The organism is Bacillus sp. ABA4_010, assembly GCF_056159105.1.
In genome coordinates this window covers 1,326,292-1,342,641 of record NZ_JBSWUN010000003.1, presented here as the reverse complement: position 1 = coordinate 1,342,641, position 16,350 = coordinate 1,326,292, and the positions used below count along the sequence as shown (strand labels likewise).

The 16,350-nt window shown below is 42.2% G+C and carries 16 protein-coding genes; 3 read left to right on the top strand and 13 right to left on the bottom strand.

Annotated features, from left to right (window positions below; all coding sequences use genetic code 11):
* Positions 1-51: 51 nt before the first annotated feature.
* A complete protein-coding gene (locus tag ACXAEO_RS07790) occupies positions 52-1,014 on the top strand; it encodes a D-2-hydroxyacid dehydrogenase (RefSeq protein ID WP_474879904.1) in 963 nt (320 codons plus the stop codon).
* A 152-nt stretch (positions 1,015-1,166) separates the two neighbouring features.
* Here the strand turns inward: ACXAEO_RS07790 and ACXAEO_RS07785 are convergent, their stop codons facing one another.
* Entirely contained in the window at positions 1,167-2,339 is a 1,173-nt protein-coding gene (locus ACXAEO_RS07785; protein ID WP_474879903.1) for a diguanylate cyclase domain-containing protein, read from the bottom strand.
* A gap of 512 nt (positions 2,340-2,851) precedes the next feature.
* Here ACXAEO_RS07785 and codB point away from each other — a divergent pair.
* On the top strand, positions 2,852-4,120 hold the full coding sequence (gene codB / locus ACXAEO_RS07780) for a cytosine permease (RefSeq protein ID WP_474879902.1): 1,269 nt from the start codon (positions 2,852-2,854) through the stop codon (positions 4,118-4,120).
* A gap of 3 nt (positions 4,121-4,123) precedes the next feature.
* Complete coding sequence (gene codA, locus ACXAEO_RS07775; RefSeq protein ID WP_474879901.1) at positions 4,124-5,392, top strand: cytosine deaminase; 1,269 nt, start codon at positions 4,124-4,126, stop codon at positions 5,390-5,392.
* A gap of 162 nt (positions 5,393-5,554) precedes the next feature.
* Here codA and ACXAEO_RS07770 read toward each other — a convergent pair whose 3' ends face one another.
* From ACXAEO_RS07770 to ACXAEO_RS07715, 12 genes are all read right to left on the bottom strand, one after another.
* Positions 5,555-5,980, bottom strand: coding sequence for a threonine/serine exporter family protein (locus ACXAEO_RS07770; protein ID WP_474884031.1), 426 nt, complete (start codon positions 5,978-5,980; stop codon positions 5,555-5,557).
* A gap of 16 nt (positions 5,981-5,996) precedes the next feature.
* Positions 5,997-6,752, bottom strand: a complete 756-nt coding sequence (locus ACXAEO_RS07765) for a threonine/serine exporter family protein (protein WP_474879900.1) — start codon at positions 6,750-6,752, stop codon at positions 5,997-5,999.
* 253 nt (positions 6,753-7,005) lie between these two features.
* On the bottom strand, positions 7,006-7,200 hold the full coding sequence (locus tag ACXAEO_RS07760) for an IDEAL domain-containing protein (RefSeq protein ID WP_474879899.1): 195 nt from the start codon (positions 7,198-7,200) through the stop codon (positions 7,006-7,008).
* Between the two features lie 250 nt (positions 7,201-7,450).
* Entirely contained in the window at positions 7,451-8,368 is a 918-nt protein-coding gene (gene rbsB / locus ACXAEO_RS07755) for a ribose ABC transporter substrate-binding protein RbsB (protein WP_474879898.1), read from the bottom strand.
* A 13-nt stretch (positions 8,369-8,381) separates the two neighbouring features.
* On the bottom strand, positions 8,382-9,353 hold the full coding sequence (gene rbsC / locus ACXAEO_RS07750) for a ribose ABC transporter permease RbsC (RefSeq protein ID WP_474879897.1): 972 nt from the start codon (positions 9,351-9,353) through the stop codon (positions 8,382-8,384).
* Between the two features lies 1 nt (position 9,354).
* Positions 9,355-10,836 carry a sugar ABC transporter ATP-binding protein gene (locus ACXAEO_RS07745; protein ID WP_474879896.1) on the bottom strand — a complete coding sequence of 494 codons (1,482 nt, stop codon included), beginning with the start codon at positions 10,834-10,836 and terminating at the stop codon, positions 9,355-9,357.
* A gap of 14 nt (positions 10,837-10,850) precedes the next feature.
* Positions 10,851-11,246, bottom strand: a complete 396-nt coding sequence (gene rbsD / locus ACXAEO_RS07740; RefSeq protein WP_474879895.1) for a D-ribose pyranase — start codon at positions 11,244-11,246, stop codon at positions 10,851-10,853.
* A gap of 1 nt (position 11,247) precedes the next feature.
* On the bottom strand, positions 11,248-12,126 hold the full coding sequence (rbsK, locus tag ACXAEO_RS07735; protein ID WP_474879894.1) for a ribokinase: 879 nt from the start codon (positions 12,124-12,126) through the stop codon (positions 11,248-11,250).
* Positions 12,126-13,109, bottom strand: coding sequence for a LacI family DNA-binding transcriptional regulator (locus ACXAEO_RS07730; RefSeq protein ID WP_474879893.1), 984 nt, complete (start codon positions 13,107-13,109; stop codon positions 12,126-12,128). The genes rbsK and ACXAEO_RS07730 overlap by 1 nt, the downstream gene beginning before the upstream one ends.
* A 168-nt stretch (positions 13,110-13,277) precedes the next feature.
* Positions 13,278-14,549, bottom strand: coding sequence for a LysM peptidoglycan-binding domain-containing protein (locus tag ACXAEO_RS07725; RefSeq protein ID WP_474879892.1), 1,272 nt, complete (start codon positions 14,547-14,549; stop codon positions 13,278-13,280).
* A gap of 155 nt (positions 14,550-14,704) precedes the next feature.
* Complete coding sequence (locus ACXAEO_RS07720) at positions 14,705-15,361, bottom strand: peroxiredoxin-like family protein (protein WP_474879891.1); 657 nt, start codon at positions 15,359-15,361, stop codon at positions 14,705-14,707.
* 271 nt (positions 15,362-15,632) lie between these two features.
* Positions 15,633-15,950, bottom strand: a complete 318-nt coding sequence (locus ACXAEO_RS07715) for a DUF3784 domain-containing protein (protein WP_474879890.1) — start codon at positions 15,948-15,950, stop codon at positions 15,633-15,635.
* Positions 15,951-16,350: the final 400 nt, after the last annotated feature.

The window sequence follows — 16,350 nt, the reverse complement described above, 5'->3', positions numbered from 1 at the left end:
CTCTTTTTCCACACTTATGCTAGAATAGTGTCGGGATTGGAGGAATGGACGATGACCAAAAGAAAGCTTATTATTACCCATAATATTGAGCAAATCTACTGTGACAAAGTAAAAGCACTTCTACCAGATTGGGAAGTGATTGTCGGGAAAGACCGTGCAGTTTGGGAACCGCATGTAAAAGATGCGGAAATTATTGCAGGTTGGAAAAAAGACATGACTCCACTCATTAGCGAACAGGATACTGCTCTTCGGTGGGTGCAAACATGGAGTGCTGGCGTGAACAGCTTGCCTTTAAAATCATTGGAGGCGAAAGACATTATCGTGACAAGTGCGAACGGAGTTCACGCCTTTCCGATTTCGGAAACAATATTTGCACTCATGCTTGGATTGACGAGAAACATTCATACATACGTCAAAAACCAGCAAACGAAAAAATGGGATGGTTCGGACTTATCACTGGAAATACACGGAAAGACGCTAGGCATCATCGGTGTCGGCGCGATTGGAAAAGAAACAGCGAAAATTGCGAAAGCTTTCGGCATGCAAGTGCTTGGCATGCGCTACTCCGGTCAGCCAGCACCCTTTGTCGATCTCATGTACACAACCGAGCAGCTTCCCCTCATGCTCCCGCAATGTGACTATGTTGTCATTACGCTGCCTTTGACCGATTTAACACGCCATTTGTTCGGGCGAGAAGAATTTGGCATGATGAAGCCGTCTTCGTTTCTTATTAATATCGGGCGCGGAGAGATTATAAAAGAAGACGACTTAATTGAAGCGCTTCACCATCAGCGCATTGCCGGTGCCGGATTGGATGTATTCGCAACCGAGCCGTTGCCAACAGACAGCCCTTTATGGGCGTTTGATAATGTCATTATTACTCCTCACACTTCTGGTTCGACCGGGCAGTATGATCAGCGTGTAATCGAAGAAATTTTCATCCCAAATTTAAAAAACTATCTTGAAGGTAAAACACCTCATATTAACCTTGTAGACTATTTAAAAGGATATTAAGTGGGAAAATAGAAAAATGGGGCGACGTTTATGCGGGAGTGGTAGCCCGGTACTCGCTACTGTCGTTGCCATTATTTTAAACTTGTTAATCAATAATTAAAAAGCACCCCAATCGTTAGACGTAACTCTAATGATTGGGGTGTAGTTGTATCTTATAGTTCCTTTTTTAAACGTTTGAAAATTTTCTCCATCATGCTGAGCGGTTCCGGTTGAATGTCAGACATGTCGTTTGTGTAAAATTGATACGTATTCTTTCCATTATTTTTCGCCACATACATCGCCTTATCTGCTTTCACTATCAATGTTTCTTTCGTCTCACCGTCATTTGGATAAAGGCTAATGCCAATACTTGGAGAGACGAAGGCTTTCCGCCCATTAAGAGTATATGGAAGCGAAATGTCTTTAATAATCCGTTTGGCAATGTTCGCAGCTTCCTCTTCCCCGACTTCTTCAAGAACGATAATGAATTCATCGCCGCCAAGACGGGCAACAAAATCATCCTCCCTTACGAGACGATGAAGCCGATGGGCAACTTCTTTCAGCAGCTGGTCTCCTGCTTCATGTCCTAACGTATCATTCACCGCTTTGAAGCCATCCAAATCGATAAACATGACCGTTAATGTTTGATTGTGGCGTTTGGAACGGGCTAATGCTTTTTCAAGCGTGAGCTGTAGCATTTGCCGGTTCGGCAACGCTGTTAAACTATCATAAAAAGCGAGCGTCTTTAATTGACCTTCTCTTTCTTTTACCTTTGTTATATCAATAATGGTCCCATTCAATTGCACCGTCCGCCCAAGCCTGTCAACAATCGGCTGAACATCTGCAATCACCCACCTTGTCTCCCCGTCTGGAGTGACGAGACGGTGCTCATGCTGACCTCCTGTCCCCTCGCTCCATTTTTGCAGCTGTAGGTGGAAGTCTTCTCGGTCTTCAAGATGAACAAATTCCATCCAAAGAGACGATCCGCTCGTGAATAGGTCACTCGGTACATGGTATAAGCGTTCTACCGCTTTCGACATATGCATTTGCTCAGATGGTATATCATAGGAAAAAACGACAACATCAATAGTATGAAATAGCTGTTCAAGCTGCTCATTTTGCTTTTTTAAGCCGAGGTTTTTCTTCGTCATTTCCTGAGTTTTTATTAACGCTCTTTCATGAGCTCCACGGCTCTCTTTCAATTTTTTTTGAAGGAGGAAAATAAAAAGACAGCCGACAATCGCCATCATATACGACACATAAGGCTGCTTTATCCTTTCGCCGATGAAAGGTGACAACATCGTTATATACAAACCTATAAAAATAAACTGCGGGCTCTTCTTCATTCTGTTTCACCCCTAATAAAACCGCTTTACATTGGCGAAAGCGCTTTGCTATATTCGAAAATACTCGAATTTTGTCGAAACCTTTATAACTATGAATATAGAATATTATGAGCAGGAAAGCAACCGATTTTCCTTATGCTTGATGAAATTTCCTTTCAAATCTATACCTTGGTTCCTATTCAGTTGAAAAGTGCCATCTACTATTATTAATCACTTAGGAAATTCCGCTTCTTTTATCAGAAATAGGAAAAAACATGTAAGGAAAGCTGACAAATTTAATGCGAGTTTTTGTTCAACTTTGTATATTAAGCTCATATATTAATTAAAATCTTTTCTAGGGTTCCGTTTTTTCTATTGAAAAAAGACTGGTCCGAGAAAAGTGGTATGGTCTCATACCCCACTTGGGAGGAAAAGTCCGGTGAAGAATTTTTAATTCTTCCCGGACTTTTTTCTTTAGAGAACCCCTCGTTTTTATCATCTATTAAATTTGTCCATGTTAAGGAGTGAGCGAAATGTCAGAAACAAAACGTGATCAAGAATTTTCTTTACAACCTGTCCCGCTAGAAAGCCGTAATGGATTTTGGAAAATACTTGCTGTTATGCTTGGCTTCACCTTTTTCTCAGCAAGTATGTGGTCTGGCGGCGCTTTAGGTAACGGATTATCATTTTCGCAATTTATATGGATTGTACTACTCGGTAATTTAATTCTCGGACTTTATACAGGGGCATTAGCTTATATCGCAGCTAAAACAGGATTATCGACACATTTGCTGACGAAATATGCGTTTGGGGAAAAAGGCTCCTATTTATCTTCTCTTTTATTAGGCATAACACAAGTCGGATGGTTTGGTGTTGGTGTCGCGATGTTTGCTGTTCCTGTTCAAAAGGCGACGGGGTTAAACGTGTATTTGTTGATTGGCATTGCTGGAGTATTAATGACGATAACCGCCATTTATGGAATGAAAGCATTAGCGGTTTTAGGAATCGTTGCCGTCCCTTCTATTGCGACTTTAGGAAGTTATTCTGTTTTTGAAGCCACAGAAACGGTTGGTGGCATCGAAGGATTACTGGCCTATGAACCACAAGAAGCAATCGGAATCGCCACCGCTTTAACCATTTGTATTGGTTCCTTTATTAGTGGAGGTACATTAACAGCTGATTTTGCCCGGTTTGCCAAATCTTCTCGCTCAGCTGTTACCGCCACCGTCATGGCCTTCTTTCTCGGAAATTCACTAATGTTTTTATTTGGAGCTGTCGGTGCGATTGCTTATGGGTATGCAGATATATCAGATGTAATGTTTTTACAAGGATTAATTGTGCCCGCAATTATTGTACTGGGCTTAAACATTTGGACAACGAATGAAAATGCGCTGTATGCTTCAAGTTTAGGTTTTGTAAATGTGACTAAAATTTCTAAAAAGAAAATTGTCATCTTTAACGGGCTAGTCGGCACTATCGCATCCATGTGGCTATATAACAATTTTGTCGGTTTTTTATCCGTATTAGGATCGACCCTTCCCTCCATTGGGGTAATTATTTTAGCAGATTATTTCTTATTAAAACGAGGCGCCTATGAGAAATTTGAAACGATGACTTTTAAACGAGTTAATTGGATAGCGATATTTGCGTGGGCAGGGGGCGTAGCGATTGCCAATCTTGCACCAGGTATCCCTCCGATCAATGGACTTGTAGGTACGGCGGTCCTTTACGTTATTGGAATGAAATATCTGTCGCAATACGCAGGACATCACACAAATACAATATATCAAAAGGTGGACTAATGAATGATTATTAAAAATGCCAAGCTAAGAGGAAAAAAGGAACGATGGAATATTGTTATACATGATGGGAAAATCCGCAAAATCACGCAAGAGTGGAATGAAGGTGCTGAACATGTGATCGATGTCAAAGGTGCTCTCGTTCTTCCGCCTTTCGTTGAACCACATATTCATTTAGATACAACCTTAACTGCCGGTGAACCTGAATGGAATCAAAGCGGGACATTATTTGAAGGAATTCAAAGATGGGCACAAAGAAAAGAAACATTGACAGAAGAAGATGTTAAATTAAGAGCGAAAACCGCGTTACAGTGGCAAATTGCTCAAGGGATTCAACATGTTCGAACACATGTTGATGTCACCGACAAACATTTAACGGCCTTAAAAGCAATGCTCGACGTAAAACAAGAAATGGCTCCGTATGTTGACCTTCAAATTGTAGCTTTTCCACAAGAAGGCATTCTTTCTTATCCAAGCGGCGCATCGTTATTAGAAGAAGCGTTAAAAATGGGGGCTGATGTTGTCGGCGGTATTCCTCATTTTGAATTTACTCGTGAATATGGAGTGGAATCTTTAAAAATTGCTTTTGACCTTGCTGAAAAATATCATCGCTTAGTCGATATTCATTGTGATGAAATTGATGATGAACAGTCTCGATTTCTAGAAGTCGTTGCAACAGAAGCGTATGAGCGCGGAATGGGAAGTCGCACAACAGCAAGCCATACAACCGCAATGGGCTCTTATAATGATGCCTACACGTACAAACTATTTAGACTGTTGAAGCTTTCTTCAATTCATTTTGTATCAAATCCACTTGTCAATATTCATCTTCAAGGGAGATTTGATACTTATCCAAAAAGAAGAGGTCTTACACGCGTCAAAGAGCTCCAAGAGGCCGGGCTGAATGTCTGCTTTGGACATGATGATATTTTTGATCCTTGGTATCCGCTTGGAACAGGCAATATGCTTCAAGTATTGCATATGGGCATCCATGCTTCTCAATTAATGGGGTATGAACAAATCGTAAACTCTATTGATTTTATTACAAGCAACAGTGCGAAAGCATTACATCTTGAGGAAACATACGGAATAGAAGAAGGAAAACCAGCTAATTTCATTGTATTGTCCGCAGAAAATGAATATGAAGCGATACGCAAGCAGGCGACTGTTACATATTCTTTTCGCAATGGTAAGATAATTGCTGAAACAAAGCCAAGTGACACGACCATTATGTTAGGTGAATTGGAAAAGAAAATTCATTTCAATAAAGTGTAACCAGTTAGGGTTGTCTGAGAAACGGAACTCCCTCCTTTTTCAGATCGCTCTCTTCATTGAGTTCGTACTAGCAATCCATTTCAGTAAGCTAAATGCTATAAAAAATCCCCTACAGGAAGACTGTAACAGCCTGCCTGTAGGGGATAAAGTTGTAACGATATTTTATAGTTTCGATCTGCGAATCATTTGGTTAATGACCTCGGAAAATACGAGTCCCATGGCAATGGCGCCTGAAATCATGAACGCTTTAGCTGCAAGCTGAATGGCGGTGTTATAATCATTTTCCACAACCTTTCGCATCGCATCATAGGCAAGCCCTCCTGGGACTAACGGAATAATGCCGCCGACATTAAAAATGATGATCGGCGTTTTATAAAGTTTGGCGAACAATTGGCTAATTACAGCAACGAAAATTGAAGCAATTAGCGTCGCCCCAACGACATCTACATCATACATTACTAAAAGAATATACACTCCCCAGCCAACCATTCCAGCAAATCCGCACTTCCATAAAGATTTCCTTGGTGCATTAAAAATAATACCAAAAGCGGCCGCTGAAATGAAACTAGTCAAAAGCTGTTGTACAATCACATAATCCTCTCCACTAAAAAAATGAAATAACGACAGCAATCCCTGTCCCAATAGCAAAAGCTGTTAAAAAGGCCTCGGCGCCTTTTGATAGTCCCGATACGAGATGGCCAGCCATTAAATCACGCACTGCATTTGTAATAAGTAAGCCTGGGACAAGAGGCATGACCGATCCGATAATAATTTTATCAAGCTCACTGCCCATTCCTGATACAACAAAGATAAAAGACACTAGACCGATAATGAATGAAGAAAGAAACTCCGCAAAAAATTTAATTTGCACTAAATGATGGAAATAAAGAAGGGCAGCAAACCCGACTCCTCCTGATACGAGCGCAGGTAGGAAGTCATGCCAGCTTCCTTGAAACATAATTAAAAAACAGCCGCTTGCAATGGACGCCGCTGCTATTTGAATCGGAATTGGGTAAGCGAGATTTGCATCTTCAATTTCCTTCAACATCTGGTAGGCTTCTTTACATGAAATGCGACCCTCGCTAATGCTTCTGGAAATGCTGTTGACCATCGTGACCTTCTGTAAGTCGGTCGTCCGTTCCGAAATTCGAATTAATTTCGTCGGTTCTGTTCCGTCCGTCGAAAAAAAGATGCCCGTCGGCGTCACGTAGCTGTGAGATTCATGAATGCCATAAGAAACGGCAATTCGCATCATCGTATCTTCTACACGGTACGTTTCAGCCCCGTTTTGCAGCATGATTTTCCCGGCAAGTAAACATACTTCCATAATTTCATATGTATCTGTTGCTTGATTTTTCATTTATTTATGACCTCTCCAACCATCGTCAAACTTGCTCAGTTCACAATCTGAATATGTTACAGTTTAGCGGAAAGATAGGGTATTTATCAATCCATCACGCCCATTTTTTTTGAATATCTGAATTGTAAGCGGTAAAATGCGCTCTGACCCGCAAACATAACGGCACCTCTCGTGGTAGAGATGCCGTTATGTTTGTTGGTCATTTTCATTCATTCTGTTTGTCAGTCCTCTCCTTTCGGTCTATGGTGCTTGTTTATGAAAAACTCTTTAACTTTTCAGATAGCTCAAGAAATGCTTCTTTATTTCCATCAATTAACGATTGGTCGATTTCTTTTTGGATGTGCTTTTTTTGAAACTCGGCAATAACTTTATCCAAAAACATTTCAGCAACTAAAGAATCCATTACACTAACTTCCTGTTGAGGTGCATTTAATAAATTCTTTTCCATCAAAACCAACTCCCTTATCCTTTTTTCTATTATAACAGAAAATTCAGACAAATCAAATAAAAATTCTCAACTTTCAAAATCCTTTGTCCGATAATATGAGATCAATCTTAAACATTGCAGGAATTAGATGTTTTTTCATGCAAAATGGACCGTTACGAAAACCCTTCGTATTGCTAGGTTTTCGTAACGGTCCATTTTGTTGATCTTTCTGAAAAGAGGCAGTTTTCTCTTATCAGAAAGATCTCCTATGTTATTCTTTCGTCACCAATTTGAGCGGGACAGGAATTTGCTTTTCCACTTTCTTTCCTTGCAAGACATCAGCCGCTGCTTGTACCGCAAGCTCCCCAATTAAATCAGGCTGCTGAGCAATGGTAGCGGCCATCTTTCCGTCATTCACCGAGTTGATGGCATCTTCATTTCCGTCAAAGCCGACAACCAAAATCTCTCTTCCTGAGCTTTCGATCGCTTGGATAGCGCCGAGTGCCATTTCATCATTATGAGCAAAGACCGCTTCAATGTCTGGATTTCCTTGTAATAAGTTTTCCATGACGTTTAACCCTTTCGTTCGGTCAAAATGAGCAGACTGTTTTGTGACAACATCAAGCTGTTCATCAGCAACAAGATGGAAGCCTTCGCCGCGCTCACGTGTCGCAGAAGCACCTGGCACCCCTTCTAGCTCCGCTGTTTTGGCGTTTTCACCGAGCTGTTCGACAATGTATTGGCCGGCCATTTCGCCGCCTTTCACATTATCAGAAGCAACTAATGTTTCAACCTTCCCTTTTTCAGCAGAACGGTCCAACGTAATGACTGGTACGCCAATATTATTAGCCGATTGAACAGCAGTAGAGATCGCTGCTGAATCCGTCGGGTTTATTAACAAAGCGTCGACACCTTGCTGAAGCAAATCCTCGACATCGTTAATTTGCTTTGCTGAATCGTTTTGAGCATCGACAACAATCACTTCTATCCCATTTTGTTCCGCTTCCTTCACAACCCCGTCTTTTAATGAAACGAAAAAGGGATTATTTAATGTAGAAACAGATAAGCCGATTTTCATGTCTTCCACATTTTCTTTTTTAGCAGGCTTAGCCCATTCAGGCGGCTCTAACGAACAACCACCTAAAATGAGAAGTGACAGCGACATTAATACGAACAATATTTTTTTCATGCTGAAGCCCCCCTTATGCTGATTTTTTGCGGTCAATTAATACCGCGATTAAAATGACAATACCTTTAACCACCATTTGATAGAACGAAGACACACCAAGCAAGTTCAAACCGTTGTTTAATGTTCCGATAATCAGTGCTCCAATTAACGTACCGAAAATTCGTCCGCGTCCGCCAGAAAGGCTTGTTCCGCCTAATACGACTGCTGCGATCGCATCCAGTTCATAAGACGTTCCCGCTGTTGGCTGAGCGGAGTTTAACCGTGACGTTAAAATCGCACCGGCAAGCGCCGCAAGTAAACCAGCTAAAGAATAAATCATCACTTTTACACGTGGCACTTTAATCCCGGTGATAAGTGCCGCTTTTTCATTTCCCCCGATGGCATACGTTTGACGGCCAAACGGTGTTTTATGAAGAATGACCCATAAAACAGCAAATGATACCATCATTGTCACAGCCGGTACAGGAATACCTAAAAAGTACCCGCGTCCAAACAGTTGGAACAAATAGTTATCGCCAAGACCCGTAATCGGATTTCCTTCTGTGTAGACGAGCGTCAACCCTCGAAAAATCGTCATTGTTGCTAATGTCGCGATGAACGGTGCCATTTTTCCCTTTGTCACAAGCAAACCGTTTACCATTCCCATTAACGCCCCAAGAATACATCCAATGAGAACCGCTAAAATAGGATCCATCCCTGAAACAATCATGCCGGCCATTAACGCACTAGATAGCGCCAAAATCGAGCCGACCGACAAGTCAATGCCTCCTGTTAAAATGACGAACGTCATCCCATAGGCAATTAATGCATTAATCGCAACTTGTCTTAATAAATTTAAAATGTTTAAAGGTGCTAGAAAGCTAGGATTTAAGATGGAAACAATAACAATTAAAATCAACAAACCTAGTAACGGTCCGAGTTTTTGCATCGCATTTTCTACATAATGTAATCGTCCGGCAGCCTTCACTTCACTTTTTGTACTCATGTCACAGCCCCCCTGTTGCCAGTGTCATAATCTTTTCTTGCGTTGCTTCTTGCTTCGTCAATTCTCCGCTAATTTTTCCTTCATGGACGACAAGTACCCGATCGCTCATCCCTAAAATTTCCGGTAGCTCTGATGAAACCATAATGATGGCCACACCACGATCTGTTAGCTCGTTCATGAGCTGATAAATTTCCCGCTTCGCCCCAACGTCAACGCCCCGTGTCGGCTCGTCTAATATGAGCACTTTCGGACCGATGCCGATCCATTTGGCAATCACGACCTTCTGTTGATTGCCTCCTGACAAGTTCCCGGCATTCGTTTCGGACGACTCCGTTTTAATTGCCAGCCGCTTAATGAGCAAATCAACAAAATCTTGTTCCCCTTTTTGGTCAATTAACCCTTTTGGTGAAAAGCTTTTTAAATTTGGTAGCGCCATGTTTTCCCGAATTGAAAAATCAAGTACAAGTCCTTCATCTTTCCGGTCTTCTGTAATAAAACCGATTCCAAGCTTCACCGCTTCGTGCGGCGCTTTAATGATTTCCTTTTGACCGTTTATCCATATTTCGCCGCTGTCGAGCGGGTCTAAGCCGAAGATGGCACGCATCATTTCCGTGCGTCCTGCTCCCATTAATCCGGACACCCCGACAATTTCACCAGAGCGAACGGAAAAGCTGACTTGTTCGAATACGCCTTTTCGCGTTAACTGTTTTACTTCAAGTACCGTTTCTCCTGGGGACGGATGGCGTGCTGGAAAGCGGTCTGTTAATTCCCGTCCGACCATTTTTTTCACAACTTCATCAAAATTCGTTTCTGGAATGGGCTTTGTATCGACCGTTTTTCCATCTCTCATAACGGTGATGCGATCACACATGGCGAAAATTTCTTCCATTCGGTGCGAAATGTATACAATCGATACGCCTTCTTTTCTCAAAGCGTTCATAACATCAAACAGCTTTTCAATTTCCCTTTCTGTAAGCGCCGCGGTTGGTTCGTCCATAATGATGACTTTCGCCTTCGTCATAAGCGCCTTGGCGATTTCAATCATTTGCTGCTGACCGACCGAGCAGCTTCCTGCTTCGGCATCGAGCGGAATGGAGACGGCTAATCGTTCGAACTGCTCTTTTGCCAACGCTTTCATTTCTTTTTCTTTTAATAGCCCGAATGAAGAGCGCAATTCTTTTCCAATAAATAAATTTTCGAGAACGGTCATATCTGGCCATACATTTAATTCTTGATGAATAAACGCAACTCCGTTTTGTTCCGCTTCTTTCGGATTGGCAAAATACGTTTCCTTCCCGTCAATCATAATCGTTCCGGCATCCCGTTTATGCAGCCCTGTTAAAATATTCATTAATGTGGACTTTCCGGCGCCGTTTTCCCCCATTAGCGCATGAATTTCCCCTTCAAGCAATTCAAAGTCAACACCTGTTAACACCTGATTTTTTCCGAATGCTTTATGAATGCCGTGCATGGTTATATGCATGTTGTTCACCCCTTTTAGAAGATGACCCCCGCCTGCAAAATGCAGTTGGCGTAAGGTGTAGCTTCACCTGTCCGGATGACAGCTTTCGCTTTTTTCGTCTGCTCTTTAAACTGTTCATGTGAGATATATTCGATGGCTGTCTCTGGAAACGCTTGTTTCATCGATTGATGGGCTGTGTCATTCGCTTGAATGATTTCTTCAGCCAACACGATTTTTTCAATGACCATATCGTCTGCCACTGCTGAAACGACAGCTTGAAAGGACGGTACGCCAAGCGTTAACGCCAAATCAATTCTCGGGACGCCGTCAGGAATCGGAAGCCCCGCATCGGCAATGACGATACAGTCCGTGTGGCCAAGGTCTGTCAATATTTTCGCAATATGGCTGTTTAGCATTCCATGTTTTTTCATGTTACAGACTCCCTTCTACTTCTTGTCTCGTTGGCATCCCGCCTTGTGCTCCAAATTTCGTGACGGATAATGATGCAGCACGATTAGCAAAACGCAAGCTTTCTTCAAAACCTTTTCCTTCCGCTAAGGCGACGGCAAACGCCGCATTGAACGTATCGCCTGCTCCTGTTGTATCAACCGCTTCCACTTCATAGGATGGAACGAGCATTTCCTGTTCGCCGTTAAAATAACGAACGCCTTGTTTTCCTTCTGTAATAAACACTTTGTTCGGATAGCGTTTTAATGCTTCCTCACGGCTTAATCCGTTAAATAGCACCGCTGCTTCATGCTCATTTGGCGTAATATAGGTCGCCTTTTCGATGACTGTTTCGCTTAACGGACGAGCTGGAGCCGGATTCAGTAAAAGCGGCACTTGAAACTCAGCACATTTTTCCGCGACATACTCAACCGTTTCTTCCGGTACTTCTTGCTGAATGAGCACGATGTCTGCTTCTTTTATAACGGAAAGTGCCTTTTCCACATAAGCTGGTGTTACGTGATCGTTGGCTCCTTTGACGACGACAATGCTGTTGTCCCCTTCCGCTAAAATAATGTGAGCCGTTCCGCTTTCTGTATGTGTAACCGGTTCCACATTCGTTACACGAACATGATTCTCTTCGAAATTTTGTAAAATGGCTTTGCCGTAATGATCGTCACCGACACAGCCAATCATGTAAACATCTGCGCCAAGTCGAGCGGCCGCCACCGCCTGATTAGCCCCCTTACCGCCGGGAACCGTCTTGAAGGATTCTCCAAGAACCGTTTCTCCTGCTCCTGGACGTTTCGCTGACGTTACAACTAAATCCATTGATGAGCTTCCTACTACTGCTAATTTAATCATTACTCTTCCACCTTTCTCGTTGTCTGTCTTTCAATAAATGTGACCGGTAATTGAATATTCTTTTCGTTCACCGACTTTTTTTGAATGAAACGAATCAGCAGCTTCACCGCTTCTTTCCCCATCTCATAGGCAGGCTGTCGAATGGTCGATAAAGACGGAAACAGCAGGCTGCTTTGCGGGATATCGTCAAAGCCGATAATCTGCACGTCTTCTGGAATCAACTTCCCAAGACGCAGCGCTTCATGAAGCACGGCTGTTGCGACAATATCGTTGCTGGCAATGATGCCGTCTGTATCTGGGTATATATCGAACAGCTCTTTCGCTCGCTCTTTTGCATCTTGAAAAGAGAAGGAGTGTGTTGACATCACCGAAAAATCAACGTCAGACGCACTCAGCACTTCAAGTGCACCTTGAAAGCGTTCTTGAGCCGGTCGGATATCAGCAGGCCCTTTTAAAAGAGTCACCCGCTTGCTTCCTCTTTTCACAAGTTCAAGCGCTGCCAGTTTTCCGCCTTTTTTCCCGTCCGCATACACCGACGGATAATCATCTGCTGTTCGGTCTAAAAAGACGACGGGAATGGGGAGGTTTTCATAATTGGATTTGCTTCGATCGTTTGTCGCCGAAATGATGCCAACGACATTATTTTGAAGAAATGTATGAATGTAATCCATTTCTTTTTGAATGTTTTCATCACTGTTTCCGAAAAGCAAGCGAAATCCTTGCTCTTGCATTTCATCTTCCACACCGCGTGCGAGCTGCGGGAAGAAAGGGTTTGTAATATCAGGAAGAAGGAGGCCGATTAATTTTGATTCCTTCTTATACAATGATCGGGCCACTTCGTTTGGGCTGTAATTTAGTTTGTCGATTGCCTTCATCACCCGTTTTTTCGTGTCTTCATGAACATAACCTGTTTCATTCAGGACACGTGAAACCGTTGCAACGGACACGCCCGCTTCTTTCGCCACTTCTTTAATGGTAGCCATCGCCACCTCTCCTTCCATCATGTGTAACCGATTACACACCAAGAATATCATGAAAGCTCTTTCATGGCAACTATAATCTTTTCACGACATGAATGTCAACTAACGAAAAAGCCTCGTCCTATGCTGCTAGCATGCAGAAGCGAGGCTTTCCTGTAAAAAATATTTGTATCATTGAACACTAATTGCCTGCTCCATATAGGCCCAATTTTGTGGAAACGGAAAAGAAAGCTGCCAAAACGTAACCCCGAGAAGACCGTAAAGGTCCACAAGCTCGTATTTTGCCATGTAGCTTCGAATGTCTTCAAACCAGACGAGATGCTGATTGGATCCTTGCTGGTAAACATACGAAGGCGCACGGAATTGTGCATTATATTGAATAACAGCGCCCGATGTGATGGCATTGTTTTGGGCAGACAGCACGGAGCGAGCTTTGGCCATCTCGTTAGACGTATATGGAAGTTGCCAGTCATAGCCGTATAACGGCAAGGCTACTTGCAGCTTATTAGATGGAATGAGACTTGTGGCATACCGAATGACTTCTTCAAGCCAATTGGCGGGTGAAACGGGATTAGGCGGGCCTGTTGGGTAACCGTAATCCATAGTCATAATGGCGACAATGTCGGCCACTCGACCCATTTCTTCATAATCATAGGCTCCGATAATCGGATTTGTCGGGATGTCGACTGTTTTCGAATGAACATTCACGTGAAGGATTGCATCTCCTAATGCCTCTTTTAAATTACGAAGAAAAACGATAAATGCTTTTCGCCTCAACGGCGGGATAAATTCAAAGTCGATGCTCGCCCCGCTATATCCCTTCTCCTTCACTACCGCTGCGATTGCTTTGGCAAGCTGACTGCGCAATGCGGGATTGCCAAGTACAGCGCCTGCTAACTTCGCACTAAACTTTTCGTTCTCATAATTGCGAATGCATAGAAGCGGCGAAACATTCTGTTCTTGGCTTCGTTTTAAGACAGCATCATCATCTAATATGGCTTTTACTTCTCCTTTTTCCGTAAAGGTATAAGCAACAATAGCCGCATAGGTTAAATAAACCGCGACGTTGGAAAAAGACTCAAGAATCGACTTTGGGTCATACGGGACGATAAATCCTAAAGTCGTCGCTTTTAATTTGACTGGTGACGGAACGCGAAGGCGCTGTCCTGCATAGAGAATGTTTTCGTTTAGACCTGGATTGGCTGCCAAAATGCGGGCTGGACTTGTTTGAAACCGGCGTGCAATAGCAAATAATGTATCTCCCGGCTGCACTTCATAGTAACGGATTGGCAATTCCGTTGTTGGAACGTAAAGGGCAAGACCGGGAACAAGGCGACCCTCTGCTTGCAGTCCATTTATATCCATAATCTTTTCGGGCGATACACCGTATCTTCCCGCTATTGTCCATAGCGAATCTCCGGATCGAACGACATGTACGGGCATCAATCCACCTCCATCGATAATGACTCTTCATATCAATATATGGCATGTCCGTCCTAACTATGACGGAGAGGTTAAAATCAAAAAAAGAGAAAACCATTGAGGGCAATAAAGCCCACAGCGGTCTTCTCTTTATCTCGTCTTACAGTCCTCACGTCTTATGAATTCAGCTTTTGAACTTCTGCTAGTAAGTCAGCTGGTTCGACGCGGTCTTTGTAGTCTGCTTTCGTATATTCATAGGCAATCGTTCCGTCTTGGGCGATGACATATGTTGCGGCTACCGGCAATGTCCAAGAGTCGTCACCATTATGCTTCTCTACATCAAGCCCTCTTTCTTTATACAGGTCGATTAAATAGTCTGGAAGGCGGTACACAAGCTTGAACGCTTCCGCTGTCTTGTTGCCTTCATCACTTAATACGTGAAATTGAAGGTCATTTTTTTGTTTTGTTGATAAGGATTCATCAGGTGTTTGCGGGCTGATGGCAATTAGCTCTGCACCTGCACCGTGAATGTCCTCAATAATTTGTTGGTAAGCGCGAAGTTCCATGTTGCAATACGGGCACCATCCACCGCGGTAAAATGTTAAAATGACAGGACCATTTTGTAAAACGTCTGATAGGCGAACGGATTTCCCCGTTGCGTCAGGTAAAGTAAAATCAGGTGCTTTTTCCCCTGTTTTCAACCCTTTTCCTTCAGGTGAAGCTTCCAATTCAGCAATAGCACGTGCCATCTTTTCTTGAATGTCCGGCGATGCTTTCGCTTTGAACTGCTCAATGTATTCTTCGTACTCGCTGTGCATCGTTGTTTTGGTCATATCAATCCCATCCTTTTTTCGATAGTTTAGTTTTTATAATTCTGAGTAGTCTTAGGTGATATCAAGTATATAGTATCGCTTTTTCTTCCCATTTTCTATTATTTTGCTTTATGTAGATTAATCTCGAAACAGGGATATGACGAAAAATGGATTCTATCCCTGCTTAGGTGAACTTTTTTGGCATTTATTCTAAAGAAGCACAAAAACTGTCTTTCTTTAAAGCCATTTTTTACATTTCAGACTATGTTAATGTTGTTTTGACCCTAATAGTTTAAATATTCTTTTTGAATCTATCAAATTTTGTATTAGCGTACACTAAAAAAGTGATAAGTATTATTAGTAAAAGAAGACCCATCATCAACAAAACTTGGTTTTTTAACATCTCACTTAGCGCAAGTAGCAATATGCCAAAGCTAATACCATACATAATTTTACCTATAAACTTGCACAAGGCTATCTCATCGTATTTAGCCTTTTCGCTGTCAGGCATTGTATTGTAACCGGCAAGTATGGATGCTCCCTTACCTTTGGATAGTGTGACAGCAAAAATTAAGAAAAGTATTGAAATAATAAGAATCGCTGCTCCCAAACAAGTTACCTCCTTTTCTATTCAATTCTCTTTTGGTTCAACAATTGAGTGTTTAATAGTTAAACGTTCTTGATGAACTATAGGTTTCATTTAACTTTCATAATGTCATTCATTACAAACCACTCGAACTAATATTTTTACTACCATTACGGAACGCCTTTTTGTTTGGATCAAATAGCAATAGAGTTATTTAACAAAGCCATATCTTAAAAAAAACTTAACATTCACGATGGGGGAAAACCGTTATAATTTACTTATAAACACTTGTCGATTTTTGACATTTTTTGTATTTTGTACATATTAATTGACTGATGTATTACATAAAAAAGTATGGTTATGAGGAAATGACAACTAGAGCCCGTCTGCGTGTCGAAATGCATTGAAAAGCATTGTCATTATA

Excerpts from the sequence above, each read along its gene's own strand:
- ACXAEO_RS07790 (WP_474879904.1), top strand. The coding sequence starts at position 52 with ATGACCAAAAGAAAGCTTATTATTACCCATAATATTGAGCAAATCTAC.
- ACXAEO_RS07785 (WP_474879903.1), bottom strand. The coding sequence starts at position 2,339 with ATGAAGAAGAGCCCGCAGTTTATTTTTATAGGTTTGTATATAACGATG.
- codB (WP_474879902.1), top strand. The coding sequence starts at position 2,852 with ATGTCAGAAACAAAACGTGATCAAGAATTTTCTTTACAACCTGTCCCG.
- codA (WP_474879901.1), top strand. The coding sequence starts at position 4,124 with ATGATTATTAAAAATGCCAAGCTAAGAGGAAAAAAGGAACGATGGAAT.
- ACXAEO_RS07765 (WP_474879900.1), bottom strand. The coding sequence starts at position 6,752 with ATGAAAAATCAAGCAACAGATACATATGAAATTATGGAAGTATGTTTA.
- ACXAEO_RS07760 (WP_474879899.1), bottom strand. The coding sequence starts at position 7,200 with ATGGAAAAGAATTTATTAAATGCACCTCAACAGGAAGTTAGTGTAATG.
- rbsB (WP_474879898.1), bottom strand. The coding sequence starts at position 8,368 with ATGAAAAAAATATTGTTCGTATTAATGTCGCTGTCACTTCTCATTTTA.
- rbsC (WP_474879897.1), bottom strand. The coding sequence starts at position 9,353 with ATGAGTACAAAAAGTGAAGTGAAGGCTGCCGGACGATTACATTATGTA.
- ACXAEO_RS07745 (WP_474879896.1), bottom strand. The coding sequence starts at position 10,836 with ATGCATATAACCATGCACGGCATTCATAAAGCATTCGGAAAAAATCAG.
- rbsD (WP_474879895.1), bottom strand. The coding sequence starts at position 11,246 with ATGAAAAAACATGGAATGCTAAACAGCCATATTGCGAAAATATTGACA.
- rbsK (WP_474879894.1), bottom strand. The coding sequence starts at position 12,126 with ATGATTAAATTAGCAGTAGTAGGAAGCTCATCAATGGATTTAGTTGTA.
- ACXAEO_RS07730 (WP_474879893.1), bottom strand. The coding sequence starts at position 13,109 with ATGGCTACCATTAAAGAAGTGGCGAAAGAAGCGGGCGTGTCCGTTGCA.
- ACXAEO_RS07725 (WP_474879892.1), bottom strand. The coding sequence starts at position 14,549 with ATGCCCGTACATGTCGTTCGATCCGGAGATTCGCTATGGACAATAGCG.
- ACXAEO_RS07720 (WP_474879891.1), bottom strand. The coding sequence starts at position 15,361 with ATGACCAAAACAACGATGCACAGCGAGTACGAAGAATACATTGAGCAG.